Here is a 15398-nt window from a genome sequence, read left to right as displayed (position 1 = left end):
CATGACTTCACTGTCTGCCGTCACCAGCAATACCGCCCAGAGCGTTCGCCAACGGGTCAGCGCCGAGGAATGGGAAGTACGCGTCAAGCTGGCCGCCGCCTACCGCCTGGCCGCGCTGTTTCGCTGGACTGACCATATCTACACGCACTTCTCGGCCCGCGTACCGGGGCCGGAGGAGCATTTCCTGATCAACGCCTTCGGCTTGCTGTTCGATGAAATCACCGCCTCCAACCTGGTCAAGGTGGATGTCGACGGCACAATCATCGACGACCCGCTGGGGCTGGGCATCAACCAGGCCGGCTACGTGATCCACAGCGCCATCCACCGCGCCCGCCCCGACCTCAAGGCGGTACTGCACACCCACACCCGCGATGGCGCGGCGGTGTCGGCCCAGCGCGATGGCCTGCTGCCGATCTCCCAGCACGCCCTGGCCTACTACAGCCGCGTGGTGTACCACGACTACGAAGGCGTGGCGCTGGACCTGGACGAGCAAGAGCGGCTGGTGGCCAACCTGGGCGCGAGCAACATCCTGATTCTGCGCAACCACGGGCTGCTCACGGGCGGTGTCAGCGTGGAGCACGCCTTCCGCGAGCTGCACGGGCTGGAGCGGGCCTGCAACATCCAGGTGGCGGCCCAGGCCGGGGGCAATGATCAGCTGCTACATGCGGCGCCGGCGGCGATCGCCAAGGTGCATGAGCAGTCCAAGCGGTTTTCCGATGGCCAGGGTGAGGGGATCCAGCGGCATTGGGATGCGCTGATTCGCCAGCTGGATCGGGAGGGGCGGGACTATCAGGACTGACTGAAGGCATCTGCTGCCAGTACCGGCCTCTTCGCGGGCAAGCCCGCTCCCCACAGGGATTGCACAGTTTCCCAGTACAGCACCGTACCTGTGGGAGCGGGCTTGCCCGCGAAAGGGCCGGCACAGGCGAACTCCATCTTGATCAAGGACCACCCCATGCCCCCACTACACCGCCTGTTCGCCATCAGTTCCCTGGCCCTGGCCTTGTCCGCCTGCTCCCCCGGCGACAACAGCAGCGCCAGCAAGACCCTCAACATCGCCTTCTGGGGCGACAACACCACCCTGGTCAGCGTCGACCCGTTCCAGGTCTACTGGCTGGAACACCGCGTGCTGCTGCGCAACGTCGCCGAGTCGCTCACCGACCAGGACCCGGACACCGGGCGCATCATCCCGTGGCTGGCCAAAAGCTGGGAGATCGGCAGCGATGCGCTGAGCTACACCTTCCACCTGCGCCAGGACGTCACGTTCAGCAACGGCGAGCGCTTCGACGCACATGCCGTGAAGACCGCCTTCGACAGCAACAAGGCCTTCGCCACGCAACTCCCCGCCACCTTCGGCGCCACCTACCTGGCCGGTTACGATCACGCCGAAGTGCTTGACGACTTCACCGTGCGCCTGGTGCTGTCCAAGCCCAACGCAGGCTTCCTGCAAGCCACCTCGACCACCAACCTGGCGATCCTCGCCCCGACCTCGTACAAGCTGACCGCCCAGGAGCGCTCGCTGGGCAAGATCATCGGCACCGGCCCGTTCGTGCTCGAACACTACACTCCGGAAGTCGGCGCCAAGCTGGTCAAACGCGCGGACTACGCCTGGGCCTCGGCCAACGTGCGCAACCAGGGTGCTGCCCACCTGGACACCGTCGAGGTCAGCTACATCCCCGAAGAAAGCGTGCGCAACGGCCTGTTCCTGCAAGGCAAAGCCGACATCCTGTGGCCACGCAACCCGTTCTCGGAGGTCGACCTCAAGCTGTTCCAATCCAAGGGCGCGACCATCCAGAGCCGGTCGCTGCCGGGGCCTGCGCTCAACCTCTACCCCAATACCCGCAACAACCGCCTGCTGGGCGACCGCCAGGTGCGCCTGGCCCTGCAGAAAGCCATCGACCGCACCAGCTATGCGCACACCGTGTACAACGCCGAGTTCCCGGTGGTGAGCGGGGTGTACGACGTGACCACGCCGTACTTCAAGGCCCAGGCCGACAAGCTGGCCTATGACCCCAAGGGCGCCGAGCAACTGCTCGAAGCCGCCGGCTGGCACAAGGGCGAGGACGGCTACCGGCAGAAGAACGGCCAGCGCCTGACCTTGCGCTACAACCTCACCCCCGCCGAAAGCGCAGGCGATGTGCTGGTGCAGGACCAACTGCGCAAAGTCGGCATCGACCTCAAGCTCAATGTACTGACCCGCGCCGAGTGGGTGGCCGGCAACACTTCCGGCAACTACGACCTGACGTCCACCTACATGACCCGCGCCGACCCGATCATCCTGCAGACCATCCTCGACCCGCGCGCGGCCAACAGCGCAACCCTGGCCACCAACAGCTACGAGCCGCACACCCTGCCCAAGGTCCAGGCGCTGTTCGACAGCGGCATCACCGCCACCGCCGACCCGCAGCGCGCCGCCGCCTACGGCCAGTTGCAGGACCTGCTGGTGGACGAGGCCGCGGCGTTCCCGCTATACGAACGGGTCTGGCAGGCCGCCACCGCGTCACGGGTCAAGGACTTCCGCTGGACCGCCGAAGGCTTCGCCTTCCTCAGTGACATCCAGGTCGGCCAGCCATGAAGCGCTACCTGATCGGCCGCATCGGCCAGGCGCTGCTGGTGCTGTGGGGCGCGTACACCATCAGCTATTTCATCCTCTACCTGCTGCCGGGTGACACCCTGGCGATCATGCTCAGTGCCTCCGGCATGGAGGCCGACGGCCTGTCGCCCGAAGACCTGGCCAAGGCCCGCGCCTACTACGGGTTGGACAAGGGCCTGTTCGAGCAGTATTTCGACCTGCTCTGGCGCGCCGTGCACGGCGACCTGGGCCAGTCACTTTCGCTGGGCCGGCCGGTCACCGCGCTGCTGGCCGAGCGCCTGCCGCAGACCCTGTCGCTGGCGGGCCTGGCGATCGTGCTGTCGTTGCTGGGTGGCGTGGGCCTTGCCTACCTGACCGCCTACCTGCAATGGCGCCCGCTCAAGACCGCGCTGACCCGCCTGCCGTCGCTGGGCTTTTCGGTGCCAGTGTTCTGGATGGGACTACTGCTGATCCAGGTGTTCGCCTTTGGCCTGGGCTGGTTCCCGGCCACCGGCAGCCAGGGCGTTGCCAGCCTGGTGCTGCCGGCCGTGACCCTGGCCATTCCCAGCGCTGCGGTGTACGCCCAGGTGCTGCAACGGGGCTTCCAGGGCGTGTGGCAGGAGCCGTACATCGCCACCGCCTTCGCCAAGGGCCTGAGCCGGGCGCAGGTGCAGGCGCGGCACGGTTTGCGCAACGCGGCGCTGCCGCTGCTCACGCTGGTCGGCCTGCAGGTGGGCAACACGGTATCCGGTGCGGTGCTGGTGGAGACCATCTTCTCGCGCAACGGCGTCGGCCGCCTGGCCCAGGAAGCCGTGCTGCGTCAGGACATTCCGGTGGTGCTGGCCATCGTTGCGGTGTCGGCGGCAGCCTTCGTGGTGGTGAACCTGATTGTCGATCTGCTGTACCCGTACCTCGACCCACGCATCACCCATACCGCCAAGGTGAGCTGATATGACTTCCGATACTCGCCTCTATCATCCAGTCCCCTCAACTGCTCCACAGCAATGGCAGCGCCGCACGCGCTGGCAACGCCTGCACGAGGCCGTGGCCCCGCTGCTGCACCGCCCCGGTTTCAACCTGGCCTTGCTGGTAGTGCTGTTCGCTCTGCTGAGCGCGCTGGCTCCACAACTGCTGACCAGCTTCGACACGTACGCCACCTCCCCCGCCGACAAACTCAGCGCGCCGAGCCTTGTGCACTGGTTCGGCACCGACGAGTTGGGCCGCGACCTGTTCACCCGGGTGGTCTACGGCGCACGCTTGAGCGTGCAGGCCGCGCTGCTGGCGGTGGCCATCGCCCTGGCCGGCGGCCTGGGCCTGGGCGTGCTGGCCGGCTTTGCCGGCGGGCGCGTGGACGCCGCGTTGATGCGCCTGATCGACGTGCTGTTGGCCCTGCCCGGTCTGTTGCTGGCCCTGGCGATCGTCACCGCCATCGGCTTCGGCACGGTGCCGGTGGCGATTGCCGTAGGCGTCGGTATCATCCCCGGCTTTGCCCGCACCACCCGCGCCGAGGTGCTGCGCATCAAGACCCTGCCCTATGTCGAGGCCGCGCGCCTGGGCGGCGCCAGCTGGGCGCGCACGCTGCTGCGCCATGTGCTGCCCAATGCCTGGGGCCCGGTGGCGGTGCTCGCCACCCTGGACTTCGGCGCGGCCATCCTCGCCACCGCGGGCCTGAGCTTTCTCGGCTTTGGCGCTGCGCCACCGGCGGCCGAATGGGGCACGCTGATCGCCAATGGCCGCCACTTCCTCATCACCGCCCCGTGGGTATCCCTGTTGCCGGGATTGTTCGTGGTGGCCGTGGTGTTCAGCCTCAACCACCTGGCGCGCAGCGTCGAGGAGCATGCCCGATGAGCCAGCCTGCGTTGATCGAGGTCCGCGACCTCAGTGTCAGCTACCACTTCGCCGGGCAGCGTACCGAAGCCGTACGCCAACTGTCGTTCAGCCTGAACCAGGGCGAAACCCTGGCCATCGTCGGCGAGTCCGGCTCGGGCAAGTCGACCCTGGCCAATGCCCTGCTCGGCCTGCTGCCGGGCAATGCGCGGATCGACCAGGGCCAGCTGTTGGTCGCCGGGGTGGATATGGCGCAGGCCAACGAGCAGGCCCGACGCCAACTGCGCGGGCGTACCGTTGGCCTGGTACCGCAAGACCCGATGGTCAGCCTCAACCCCACCCTGCGCATCGGCCGGCAGATCGCCGAAGCCCTGCTGCTGGCCCGCGGCCGGCGTTATCCGGGGCTGGACGCCGATGTGCTGGAGCTGCTGACCCAAGTGGGCCTGGACGACCCGGCCCTGCGCGCCCGCCAATACCCCCACGAACTGTCTGGCGGCATGCGCCAGCGGGTGCTGATCGCCATCGCCCTGGCCGGCGATCCGCGCCTGATCATCGCCGACGAGCCCACCAGCGCGCTGGATGTGACCGTGCAACGGCGCATCCTCGACCACCTGCAACGGCTGGTGGCCGAGCGCGGCATCTCGCTGCTGATCATCACCCACGACCTGGGGATGGCCTGCGACCGCGCCGACCGCCTGCTGGTGATGAAGCGCGGCGAGTTGGTGGAGCACGCCTCGCCGCGTCAGGTGCTGTGGGGCACGCCACAGCCCTACACCCGCGACCTGCTCGCCGCTGCGCCCGCCTTCGTGCCACGCCAGCGACCGAACACGGCCCAGGGAGAAACGCCGCTGCTGCGTCTGAGCAACGTCGGCAAGCGCTTTGCGCTGCCGGGCAAGGACGCCCACTTCACTGCCCTGCACGACCTGAGCCTGGAGGTCAAAGCAGGCCAGACCCTGGCCATCGTCGGTGAGTCGGGCTCGGGCAAGAGCACCGCGCTGCGCATCGCCCTGGGGCTGGAGACGCCCAGCCAGGGCCGTGTGGAGTTTGCAGGGCAGGACGTCACCCACTACAGCTGGCGCCAGTTCAGGCCACTGCGCCGGCGCATCCAGCTGGTGCAGCAAAACCCCTTCGCCGCGCTCGATCCGCGCTTCACGGTGTTCGACAGCATCGTCGAGCCGCTGGTGGCGTTTGGTGTGCTCAAGGGCCAGGCCCTGGAGCGCAAGGCGCGCGAACTGATCGCCCGGGTGCAGTTGCCAGTGCACTTTCTCGACCGCCTGCCGCGGGAGTTGTCCGGTGGGCAGCGCCAGCGGGTGGCGATCGCCCGGGCCCTGGCGCTGGAGCCGCACGTGTTGCTGCTGGACGAGCCGGTGAGTGCGCTGGATGTGTCGGTGCAGGCGCAAATCCTCGCGCTGCTCGATGAGTTGCAGCGCGAGCTGGGGATCGCCTATGTGCTGGTGTCGCATGATCTGACGGTGGTGGCCAGCATGGCCGATCAGGTGCTGGTGCTGCGGCGCGGGCAGGTGGTGGAGCAAGGGCCGGCGCTGGAGGTGTTCAGCCGTCCGGCCAGTGCCTATACCCGGGAGTTGATTGCGGCGATCCCGGGGCATTCGCGCAGTGTGTTGCCGGTGGCGGTGTAAAGGCGGATCCCCTGATTTGCTCTGACGGCCCTATCGCAAGCTCCCACAAGGTTCACACCGGATACTATGGGAGCTGGCGAAGCCTACGACAGCATCAGGAAAAAACAAAAAACAATGCATATTAAATAACGCATCAAATAATACTTATGCATAATTAGCTTAGAACCACAAAGCCTTTCACAACCCCCTCCCCCCACGCTAACGTCCCCTTTACCAGTCCGACCCCACACCCGGCGGAGGCCTCCATCACCTGATTGCAGAAGGACTCCCCATGAGCAAGCGACAAATCAAACTCGGCGCGATGATCCACGGTGTCGGCCACGGCTGGGGCGAATGGCGCCACCCCGAGGCGCTGGCCGATGCCAGTGTCAACTTCGGCTTCTACAAGCAGCAGGCACAACTGGCCGAGGCCGCCAAATTCGACTTCGCCTTCATCGCCGACAGCCTGCACATCCACGCCCGCTCCAGCCCCCACTACCTCAACCGCTTCGAACCGTTGACCATTCTTTCGGCCCTGGCCGCAGTCACCTCGCACATTGGTCTTGTGGCCACGGTCACGGTCAGCTACACCGAACCGTTCCAGGTCGCGCGCCAGTTCGCCTCGCTGGACCTGATCAGCGGTGGGCGTGCCGGCTGGAACGTGGTTACCTCGTGGTTATCAGGCACTGCCGACAACTTCGGTAAGGCCGAGCACCCGCCGCATGCCGTGCGCTACCGCATCGCCCGCGAGCACGTCGAGGTGGTCAAGGGCCTGTGGGATTCGTGGGAGGATGATGCCTTCACCCGCGATAAACACACCGGCGAGTTTTTCGCCCCGGACAAACTGCACACCCTCGGCCACCAGGGCGAGTTCTTCAAGGTCAAAGGCCCGCTGAACATCCAGCGCTCGCCCCAGGGCCAGCCGCTGATCTTCCAGGCCGGAGTGTCTGAGGACGGACGCAACTTCGCCGCGCAGAACGCCGATGCGATCTTCGTCAGCCCCGAGTCGTTCAGCGACGCCCGCGCCTACTATCAGGACCTCAAACAGCGCGCTGCCAAGCATGGCCGCGACCCTGAGCAACTGTTTATCCTGCCGGGCATCCGCCCCATCGTCGGGCGTGACGAGGAGGAAGTGGAACGCCGCTACCAGCAGGCCGTGGAGCTGGTGAGCATCGAGGATGCCATCGTCGCCCTGGGCCGCCCGTTCAACGACTACGACTTCAGCCAGCACGCGCTGGACGCGCCCTTCCCCGACCTGGGCACCCTGGGCGACAACAGCCACAAAGGCACCGCCGACCAGCTCAAGCAGCTGGCCCGGGACGAACAACTGACCCTGCGCGAACTGGCCCTGCGCTTCTCGCGCCCGCGCCGCGACTTCGTCGGTACCCCCGAGCAAGTGGCCAACGCCCTGCAGGACTGGTTCGAGCACGGCGCCGCCGACGGTTTCATCATCAACCAGCTGCTGCCCGATGGCCTGCAGTACTTCACCGAGCTGGTGGTGCCGCTGTTGCAGGCGCGTGGGCTGGTACGCGGCGAGTACGCAGGCGACACCCTGCGCGCCAACTTCGGGCTCGATGTGCCGGCCAACCGCAATACCTTGCGCCGCGAACAAAGCGCAGTGGCTTGAGACCGCCTGGGCGGCTTCGCAGCCCCAGCCCGCCCATACCCCCAGAAAAGGAATTTTGCTCCATGACTCTCGAATTCATCGGCCTCATCGGCCCCCAGGAAGGCAGCGAATCCCAGGCCCCGCGCGGCCCGCTGGTAGACCTGGAATTCATCAAGGCGTTCTCCCAGGCCCAGGAATACGGCGGTTTCGACAAGGCGCTGCTGGCCGTCAACACCAGCGCGCCAGACTCGATGATCCTGGCCAGCTACGTGGCCGCACTCACCGAGCGCATCGGCCTGCTGGTGGCGCACCGCCCAGGCTTCCAGGCGCCGACCTTCGCCGCCCGCCAGTTCGCCACCCTCGACCAGCTCAGCCGTGGCCGCGCCTCGATCAACGTGATCACCGGCGGCGACAGCGGCGACCTGCAGCGCGACGGTGACTTTCTCGACAAGGACGCCCGCTACGCCCGCACCGACGAGTACCTGGAGGTACTGCGCAACACCTGGACCCAGACCGAACCCTTCGACCACCAGGGTGAACATTACCGGGTGGAAGACAACCTGACCCTGGTCAAACCGGTGGGCAAGCTGCCGATCTACTTCTCCGGCGCCTCCGACGCCGCCGTGGAGGTCGCCGCCAAGCACGCCGACGTGTACATGATGTGGGGCGAGCCGCTGGAGCAGGTGCGCGAGCGGATTGCCAAGGTCCGCAAGGCCGCCGCCCGCTACGGGCGCGAGAAGCACATCCGCTTCAGCCTGTCGCTGCGCCCGATCCTCGGCGCCACCGAGGACGAAGCCTGGGCCCGCGCCGAGCGCATTCTGGCCGATGCCAAGCAGCGTATCGGTATCCGCCAGGGCAACCGCCGCGAGAAGAACTTCGGCAAGAGCAACGTGGGTTCCGAACGGCTGGTGCAGCTGGCCGGCAAGGTGCACGACACCCGGCTGTGGACCGAGATCGCCGCGCTCGGCGGCGGTGCGGGCAACTCCACCTCGCTGGTGGGCACGCCGGATCAGGTGGCCGAGGCTGCGCACGCGTATTACGAGCTGGGGGTGAGTACCTTCTTGTTCCGGGGGTTCGATCAGTTGCGCGATGCGGTGGAGTATGGGCAGGCGTTGATTCCGCGGATCAAGGCGCTGGTTGCGCTGCGGGAAGGTGAGCGTAGCGCGCGTACGGCCTAGATCTTCATAACGGCAACGGCCCCTTCGCGGGGCAAGCCCGCTCCCACGAAAAGCACGACCGTTGTGCATCGCGTGGGAGCGGGCTTGCCCCGCGAAGGGGCCTTTTCGTGTTGCCACCAAATGAATGAAAAACACACTACAAAATACAAATTACGCATTTAACAAAACGAACATAATTATCAAATTACATAATTAACTTAGAACAAAAAAGCCTTTCACAACCCCCGTAAAGACCATTAAGTTCTGTAAACCGACCCCGACCTGGCGGAGGCAAATGGATTCGTGCCAACCGTCGTCGGGCCTCGCCATGCGTCCGCCTGCCCTGTTGCGCACATCCGAACCCAACTTCTCGGAGACCGCGACATGGGATTGTCCCGTAGAGATCTGATCGCCCGCCTCGCCGCCATCGGCGGCTATTCAGCGGCACTGGGCGCGCTGGGGCAGAACGCCCTGGCCGCCACCTTCGAACCCCTGCAACTGGCCGCCAACGGTGGCAATGGCAAGCGCGTGGTGATTGTCGGCGCCGGTATTTCCGGGCTGGTGTCGGCCTACGAGCTGCGCAAGGCAGGCTTCAACGTGACCGTGCTGGAGGCCCGCGAGCGGGTCGGCGGCCGGGTCTGGACCCTGCGCCAGGGCGACCGCATCGAACACAACGACGGCACCACGCAGCGCGTGGAATTCGACCAGGGCCAGTTCTTCAACGCCGGCGCCGCGCGCCTGCCCAGCCATCACCTGACCATCCTGGGTTACTGCCGCGAACTGGGCGTGGAGTTGCAGGTGCTGGTCAACAGCAGCCGCAACGCCCTGGCCCAACCCGACCTTGCCCGTCCACCGCTGCTGCTGCGCCAGGCGGTCAACGACACCCGTGGGCATTTCAGCGAACTGCTGGCGCGCAGCGTCAGCCGCAACAGCCTGGATGCCGAACTCAACAGTGGCCAGCGCAAGGCGCTGCTGGACTTCCTCAAGGTCTACGGTGACCTCGACAGCCAACAGCAGTACCGCGGCTCGGTGCGCGCCGGCTACACCCGCTTCGCCGGCGCCGGCGACCAGACGCCGATCCAGCGCCAACCCGTGCCGCTCGATCAGTTGCTGGACAGCAACCTGCTACTGCCGCTGGTGTTCGACGAGATCCCCGAGTTTTCCTCGACCATGTTCCAGCCAGTGGGCGGCATGGACCAGATCCCCAAGGCCTTCTACCGCCAGGTCCAGGACAGCGTACGCCTGGGCGCCGAGGTGCTCGGGGTCGAAACCGGCGAAACCGGCGCCAAGGTAGTGTGGCGTGATCGCAAGAGCGGCCAGCAGCACGTCGAACAGGCCGACTACGCCATCGTTACCCTGCCCTTGCCGCTGCTGGCCAAGTTGCCGAACAACTTCGACGCGCCGTTCAAGCAAGCCATCGCCAGCGCCGAAGGCGACAAGGCCAACAAGGTGGCCTGGCAGTCGCCGCGGTTCTGGGAAACGGATTTTCAGATCTACGGCGGCCTCAGCTACATCAACCACGAGGCGCGCACCCTGTGGTACCCCAGTGATCGTCTCAACAGCGCCCAGGGTGTGCTGGTGGCCACCTACAACACCGGTGGCGTGGCCCAGCAGTTCGCCGCCAAGCCATTGGCCGCGCAGATTGCCTCGTCGCGCCAGGCGGTGGAATCGCTGCACCCCGGTCACAGCCAGAAACTCGCCCGGCCGGTGGTGGTGAACTGGTCGAAGATCCCCTTCAGCGAGGCGCCTTGGATCGTCCACGACGAAGTCGCCCAGCCCGGCTACGACCGGCTCAACCAGCCCCAGGGCCGTACCTGGCTCGCCAGTGACGCCTTGGCCCATGGCGGGGTGGGCATCTGGCAGAACAGCGCCGCCGAATCTGCCCGCCGCGTGGTCAGCCTGATCGCCCAACACGCCAGCCAGACCACCCGCGGCGCTGCCGCCTGACCCTGCAGGAATCCTACCCATGCCTCGTCTTCTTCTGCTTGCCGGAGTGCTCATGTCCCTGACCCTCAACGCCCACGCCGACGGCATCAAGCGCGTCGCGCCACCTGGCTCGAACTTCCCCATCTCGCAACTGGTCACGGTGCCGGCCGGCAGCCAGCTGACCTTCATCAGCGGCACCCTGCCGGATGTAGCAGACCCCAAGGCGCCCAAGGGCAGCGTCGCGGCCCTGGGTAATACCGAAACACAGGCCCGTTCGGTGCTGAAAAAACTGCGCGCAGCCTTGCAGAGCCAAGGCCTGGACCTGGGCGACATCGTCCAGTTGCGGGTGTTCCTGGTGGGCGATCCGGCCAATGGCGGCAACCTCGATTTCGCCGGACTGCAAGCGGCCTACACCGAGTTCTTCGCCACCGCCGATCAACCCCGCACCCCGACCCGCACCGCCTTGCAGGTGGTGGCCCTGCCGTTGCCGGGCGCGCTGGTGGAAATCGACGCGATCGCGGCCAAGGCGCCCTGAGCGCGCCATCCCGCCCAACAAGGAACTGCGTGCATGAAGCAAGTCTTTACCTCTGCCTCGTTACTCCCCGTGGCCCTCGCCGCGGGGCTGCAAACTACCCCGACACTGGCCGATGAGCCCAGTGCCCAGGCCCTGGGCACGGTGATCGTCACCGGCAACCGTGGCGCCGAGAAGCGCACCGTCACCACAAGCCCCGTGCCGATCGACGTGATCAGCGCCAAGCAATTGCAGGAAACCGGCAAGCCCGGCCTGATGGAAGCCCTGAGCGCCAGCGTGCCCTCGCTCACCCTGCCGGAAAAGACCGGCTGGGACGCCAGCGGCATGGCCCGCGCGCCGAACCTGCGCGGGCTCAACGCCGCCCAGGTGCTGGTGCTGGTCAACGGCAAGCGCCGCCACACCAGCGCCACCCTGAACATCAGCGGCATCAACGCCGGTGCCGCGCCCAGCGACCTGGACCTGATCCCCATCAGCGCCATCGACCATGTCGAGGTGCTGCGCGACGGCGCCGCTGCCCAATACGGCTCGGACGCCATCGCCGGGGTGATCAACGTGATCCTCAAGGCCGACACCAGCGGCACCGCCGTGACCACGGCCGGCCAAGGCTACGACGGCAAGAAACAGACCGTGCAGCAAAGCCTGAACAAGGGTTTCGAGATCGGCCGTGACGGCATCCTGCAGCTGGCGCTGGATGCGCGCAGCCAGAACGACGACAACAAGGCCAGCGCCAACGGCTACAGCCAGGCCGAAGCGCTGGACCGCGCCGGCAAGGTCACCTACGGCGGCTACGGCACGCCGAAGATCAACCTGCTGACCCTGGGCTACAACGCCGAGCTGCCCCTGCAAGACGACCTGACCCTGTATTCGTTCAGCACCTGGTCGTACCGCAAGGCCGAGCAGGGCCAGAATTTCCGTCTGCCGACCATCGCCAACACCATCACCACCGGGCCCAACGGGCGACCGTCGGGCTACACGCCCACCTGGTACATCGAAGAGCACGACTACCAGGCCGCGTTCGGTGCCAAGGGCCTGGCCGGGGAATGGAACTGGGACCTGTCGAGCACCTACGGGCGCAACGAAGCCGCCCAGGGCACCTGGAACAACCAGAACCCGTCGCTGGGCGAGGCCACCCCCAACCACTTCGAGTCCGGCACCTGGGTCAGCTCGCAACTGACCAGCAACCTCGACCTGCACCGCAGCTTCGAGGTGGGGCTGAGCAAGCCGCTGGACTTCTCGTGGGGCCTTGAACAGCGCCGCGACACCTACCAGGTGCAAGCCGGCGACTGGGCCAGTTGGGCCGACGGCGGTTACTGCCCCACCCCAGGCAACTGCGCCGCCTCCGGCGCCCAGGTGACCAACGGCATCTCCCCGGCCGAGGCCACCAGCGCCAGCCGCAACAGCTACGCCGGCTACCTGGATGTGGGCTTCAACCCGTTGCCACAGTGGTACTGGGGCGCGGCTGTGCGCTACGAGCACTACGACCGCGGCATCGGCGCCACCCGCAGCGGCAAGCTCACCACCCGCTACGAGTTCACCCCGGAACTGGCACTGCGGGCTACGGTGAGCAACGGCTTCCGTGCACCATCACTGGCCAACAGCCTGTTCAGCGCGCGCTCCACCACCTACGGGGTGGTCGATGGCGTGTATCAGTCGATCAACTACGGCGTACTGCCGGTGGACTCGGCGGCGGCCAAGGCCTTGGGGGCCGAAGCGCTCAAGCCTGAAAAATCCACCAACTACAGCCTCGGCCTGACCTGGCAACCCACCGACCGCCTGGCCTTCACCGCCGATGCCTACCTGATCAACGTGCGCGACCGCATCACCCTCACCGGCACCCTGCTCGGCCCGGAAGTCACGCAGGCGTTGCTGGACAACGGCATCGACTCGACCTCCGGCGGACAGTACTTCACCAACGGCGCCGACACCCGCACCAAGGGCCTGGACCTGGTGGGCAGCTACGACCAGGATCTAGGCAGCGCCGGCACCGTGAAGTGGACCGCAGCGTTCAACTGGAACGACACCGAGATCCTCGATTACAAGCAAAGCGTGAACATTCTCGGCGCCCCCTACACGCTGATGGACCGCCAGGCCCGCAACCTGCTCACCGAGGTGCAGCCGCACACCAAGCTGATCCTGGGCGGCAACTGGCGGCTGGACCGCTACCGGGTCAACCTGGGGCTGACGCGCTATGGCTCGTGGCGCGAGGTCAACGCCGCCAACGACCGCTCACTGGACCGCGAGTACAAGGCGCGCTGGATCACCGACCTGGATGTGGGCTACCAGCTGACCAAGGACCTGGAGCTGGCGGTGGGTGCGCGCAATCTGTTCGATGTGTACCCCGAGCGCCAGGCGCCGAGCAGCAAGACCATGGTCAAGGGGTATGGGGTGTACTCGCCGTATGGTTTTACCGGGGGGTATTACTTTGGGCGGGTGACGTACAACTTCTGAAAAGGGGGGCTGCGTTGCAGCCCCGACGATCTACCGGCTAAACCGCGGAATCGCCAGCCCCAGGCTCTCGCGCAAGGTGCTGCCTTCATACGCCGTGCGATACACCCCACGCTCCTGCAACAGCGGCACCACCTCCTCGGTAAAGCGACGGAACTGCCTCGGATGCCCTATATAAATGTTGAACCCGTCCAAAGCCCGCGCCTCGAACCATTCGGCCATCTTCGCCGCCACCGTCTGCGCGGAACCGACGAACGCGCCGGGACGCAACTGGCGACCGAATTCCACCGCCTGTCGCAGGCTGAAGCCTTTGTCCCGGGCCAGGTCGGCGATGCGCTTGGCATTGGTGAAGAAGCTGCTGCGGGCATGCTCCAGGCTCTCTTGCGGGAATGGGGCGTCAAGCTCGTACTGGCTGAAGTCGTGCCAGCCGAAATTGCGCCCGAACTCCTTGAGCGCCAGCTCGAAGCTGTGATCGGCCTGGTGATAGTGCCGTTCGATCTCACGGGCGTGCTCGTCGGTATCCCCCACGTAGATCTCCGCGCCCGGCAGCACCAGCAGCTGCTCCGGATCACGCCCCAGGCGTGCCGCGCGGCCCTTGACATCACGGTAGAAGGCCTGGCCCTGCTCGATGCTGGCGGCATGGGTGAACACCACATCGGCGGTGGCCGCGCCCAGGTCGCGACCCTGCTCGGAGTCGCCGGCCTGGAAGATCACAGGCTGGCCCTGGGGCGAGCGCTGGATGTTCAGCGGCCCCACCACCGAAAAATGCTCGCCCTTGTGGCTCAGCCCATGCAGCTTGGCGGGGTCGAGGAAGCGGCCGCTGGCGCGGTCACGGGGGAAGGCGTCGTCCTCGTAGGAGTGCCACAGCCCCTGTACCACTTGCACATGCTCCTGGGCCCGGGCGTAGCGGGTGTCGTAGTCGTAGTGCTCGTCCAGCCCGTAGTTGCCGGCGGTGCCGGCATCACCACTGGTGACCACGTTCCAGCCGGCGCGGCCCTTGCTGATCAAGTCCAGCGAAGCGAGCCGGCGAGCAACATTGTACGGGGCGTTATAGGAGGTGGTGAGGGTACCGACAAGGCCGATATGGCGGGTGCTCACGGCCAGGGCCGACAGCAGGGTCAGCGGCTCCAGGCGGTTGAGGTAGTGCGAGGGGGAGCCAGGGGTGATGAACTGGCTGTCGACGATGAACATCAGGTCGAACAGCGCAGCCTCGGCCTGGCGGGCGATGTCGATGTACCAGTCGATGTTGACGCTGGCGTCCGCCGGCAGTTCGGGGTCCAGCCACAGGTTGTGCCGGCCGGGGCCGCCGCAGCCCATGGTCAGGGCGCCGAGTTTGATTTTGCGTTGGGACATGGGGGTGGTCCTTCGAAATCGGTGGAAGACCCTTCGCGGGTAAACCCGCTCCCACAGGGATTGTGGATGCCTGGACTGCCCCCAAGAAGTTGGACACCAATCCAACCCTTGGGGGATTTATGGGCAAATACTCAGAGCAGTTCAAGCTCACGGCGATCACGGCCTATCTGGAAGGCAGCAACGGCTTTCGCAAAGTGGCCCGACACTTGGGCATCGATTTCAGTTTGCTTCGGCGCTGGGTTGCCAGTTACCGATCCACCGCCAGCCTCAGTCCCCGCCCACATGGCCAGCGCTACACTGAGGACTTCAAACGGCAGGTACTCAAGCACATGCTTGAGCATCGACTCTCGCTGCGCCAAACAGC

The 15398-nt window shown here is 66.2% G+C and carries 12 protein-coding genes; 11 read left to right on the top strand and 1 reads right to left on the bottom strand.

The window, feature by feature from the left end; genetic code table 11:
- The first annotated feature begins 1 nt into the window (after nt 1).
- From N436_RS22155 to N436_RS22110, 10 genes are all read left to right on the top strand, one after another.
- Nucleotides 2–799, top strand: coding sequence for a class II aldolase/adducin family protein (locus N436_RS22155; RefSeq protein ID WP_019098633.1), 798 nt, complete (start codon nt 2–4; stop codon nt 797–799).
- Nucleotides 800–955: 156 nt separating this feature from the next.
- Complete coding sequence (locus N436_RS22150) at nt 956–2575, top strand: ABC transporter substrate-binding protein (RefSeq protein ID WP_110741951.1); 1620 nt, start codon at nt 956–958, stop codon at nt 2573–2575.
- Complete coding sequence (locus N436_RS22145) at nt 2572–3522, top strand: ABC transporter permease (RefSeq protein ID WP_105948636.1); 951 nt, start codon at nt 2572–2574, stop codon at nt 3520–3522. Before N436_RS22150 ends, N436_RS22145 begins: the two co-directional genes overlap by 4 nt.
- 1 nt (nt 3523) lies before the next feature.
- Nucleotides 3524–4420, top strand: coding sequence for an ABC transporter permease (locus N436_RS22140; RefSeq protein WP_110741950.1), 897 nt, complete (start codon nt 3524–3526; stop codon nt 4418–4420).
- Nucleotides 4417–6036 carry an ABC transporter ATP-binding protein gene (locus tag N436_RS22135; RefSeq protein WP_110741949.1) on the top strand — a complete coding sequence of 540 codons (1620 nt, stop codon included), beginning with the start codon at nt 4417–4419 and terminating at the stop codon, nt 6034–6036. The genes N436_RS22140 and N436_RS22135 overlap by 4 nt, the downstream gene beginning before the upstream one ends.
- A 271-nt stretch (nt 6037–6307) precedes the next feature.
- On the top strand, nt 6308–7642 hold the full coding sequence (locus tag N436_RS22130; RefSeq protein ID WP_105948633.1) for an LLM class flavin-dependent oxidoreductase: 1335 nt from the start codon (nt 6308–6310) through the stop codon (nt 7640–7642).
- A gap of 62 nt (nt 7643–7704) precedes the next feature.
- Nucleotides 7705–8799, top strand: a complete 1095-nt coding sequence (locus N436_RS22125; RefSeq protein WP_110741948.1) for an LLM class flavin-dependent oxidoreductase — start codon at nt 7705–7707, stop codon at nt 8797–8799.
- Nucleotides 8800–9162: 363 nt separating this feature from the next.
- A complete protein-coding gene (locus tag N436_RS22120) occupies nt 9163–10725 on the top strand; it encodes an NAD(P)/FAD-dependent oxidoreductase (protein WP_105948631.1) in 1563 nt (520 codons plus the stop codon).
- Nucleotides 10726–10744: 19 nt separating this feature from the next.
- Entirely contained in the window at nt 10745–11239 is a 495-nt protein-coding gene (locus tag N436_RS22115; protein ID WP_026020330.1) for a RidA family protein, read from the top strand.
- Nucleotides 11240–11272: 33 nt separating this feature from the next.
- Nucleotides 11273–13684, top strand: a complete 2412-nt coding sequence (locus N436_RS22110; RefSeq protein WP_110741947.1) for a TonB-dependent siderophore receptor — start codon at nt 11273–11275, stop codon at nt 13682–13684.
- A 30-nt stretch (nt 13685–13714) separates the two neighbouring features.
- Here the strand turns inward: N436_RS22110 and N436_RS22105 are convergent, their stop codons facing one another.
- On the bottom strand, nt 13715–15034 hold the full coding sequence (locus N436_RS22105) for an LLM class flavin-dependent oxidoreductase (RefSeq protein WP_110741946.1): 1320 nt from the start codon (nt 15032–15034) through the stop codon (nt 13715–13717).
- 119 nt (nt 15035–15153) lie between these two features.
- Here N436_RS22105 and N436_RS22100 point away from each other — a divergent pair.
- Nucleotides 15154–15398 (top strand): transposase (locus tag N436_RS22100; RefSeq protein ID WP_256589893.1); only part of this gene is annotated, 245 nt, incomplete at its 3' end.

Origin of the sequence: Pseudomonas sp. RV120224-01b, from assembly GCF_003208145.1 — a bacterium.
Classification (GTDB): Bacteria; Pseudomonadota; Gammaproteobacteria; order Pseudomonadales; family Pseudomonadaceae; genus Aquipseudomonas; species Aquipseudomonas monteilii.
This window is presented reverse-complemented; position numbering and strand designations above follow the sequence as displayed.

Excerpts from the sequence above, each read along its gene's own strand:
- N436_RS22155 (WP_019098633.1), top strand. The coding sequence starts at position 2 with ATGACTTCACTGTCTGCCGTCACCAGCAATACCGCCCAGAGCGTTCGC.
- N436_RS22150 (WP_110741951.1), top strand. The coding sequence starts at position 956 with ATGCCCCCACTACACCGCCTGTTCGCCATCAGTTCCCTGGCCCTGGCC.
- N436_RS22145 (WP_105948636.1), top strand. The coding sequence starts at position 2,572 with ATGAAGCGCTACCTGATCGGCCGCATCGGCCAGGCGCTGCTGGTGCTG.
- N436_RS22140 (WP_110741950.1), top strand. The coding sequence starts at position 3,524 with ATGACTTCCGATACTCGCCTCTATCATCCAGTCCCCTCAACTGCTCCA.
- N436_RS22135 (WP_110741949.1), top strand. The coding sequence starts at position 4,417 with ATGAGCCAGCCTGCGTTGATCGAGGTCCGCGACCTCAGTGTCAGCTAC.
- N436_RS22130 (WP_105948633.1), top strand. The coding sequence starts at position 6,308 with ATGAGCAAGCGACAAATCAAACTCGGCGCGATGATCCACGGTGTCGGC.
- N436_RS22125 (WP_110741948.1), top strand. The coding sequence starts at position 7,705 with ATGACTCTCGAATTCATCGGCCTCATCGGCCCCCAGGAAGGCAGCGAA.
- N436_RS22120 (WP_105948631.1), top strand. The coding sequence starts at position 9,163 with ATGGGATTGTCCCGTAGAGATCTGATCGCCCGCCTCGCCGCCATCGGC.
- N436_RS22115 (WP_026020330.1), top strand. The coding sequence starts at position 10,745 with ATGCCTCGTCTTCTTCTGCTTGCCGGAGTGCTCATGTCCCTGACCCTC.
- N436_RS22110 (WP_110741947.1), top strand. The coding sequence starts at position 11,273 with ATGAAGCAAGTCTTTACCTCTGCCTCGTTACTCCCCGTGGCCCTCGCC.
- N436_RS22105 (WP_110741946.1), bottom strand. The coding sequence starts at position 15,034 with ATGTCCCAACGCAAAATCAAACTCGGCGCCCTGACCATGGGCTGCGGC.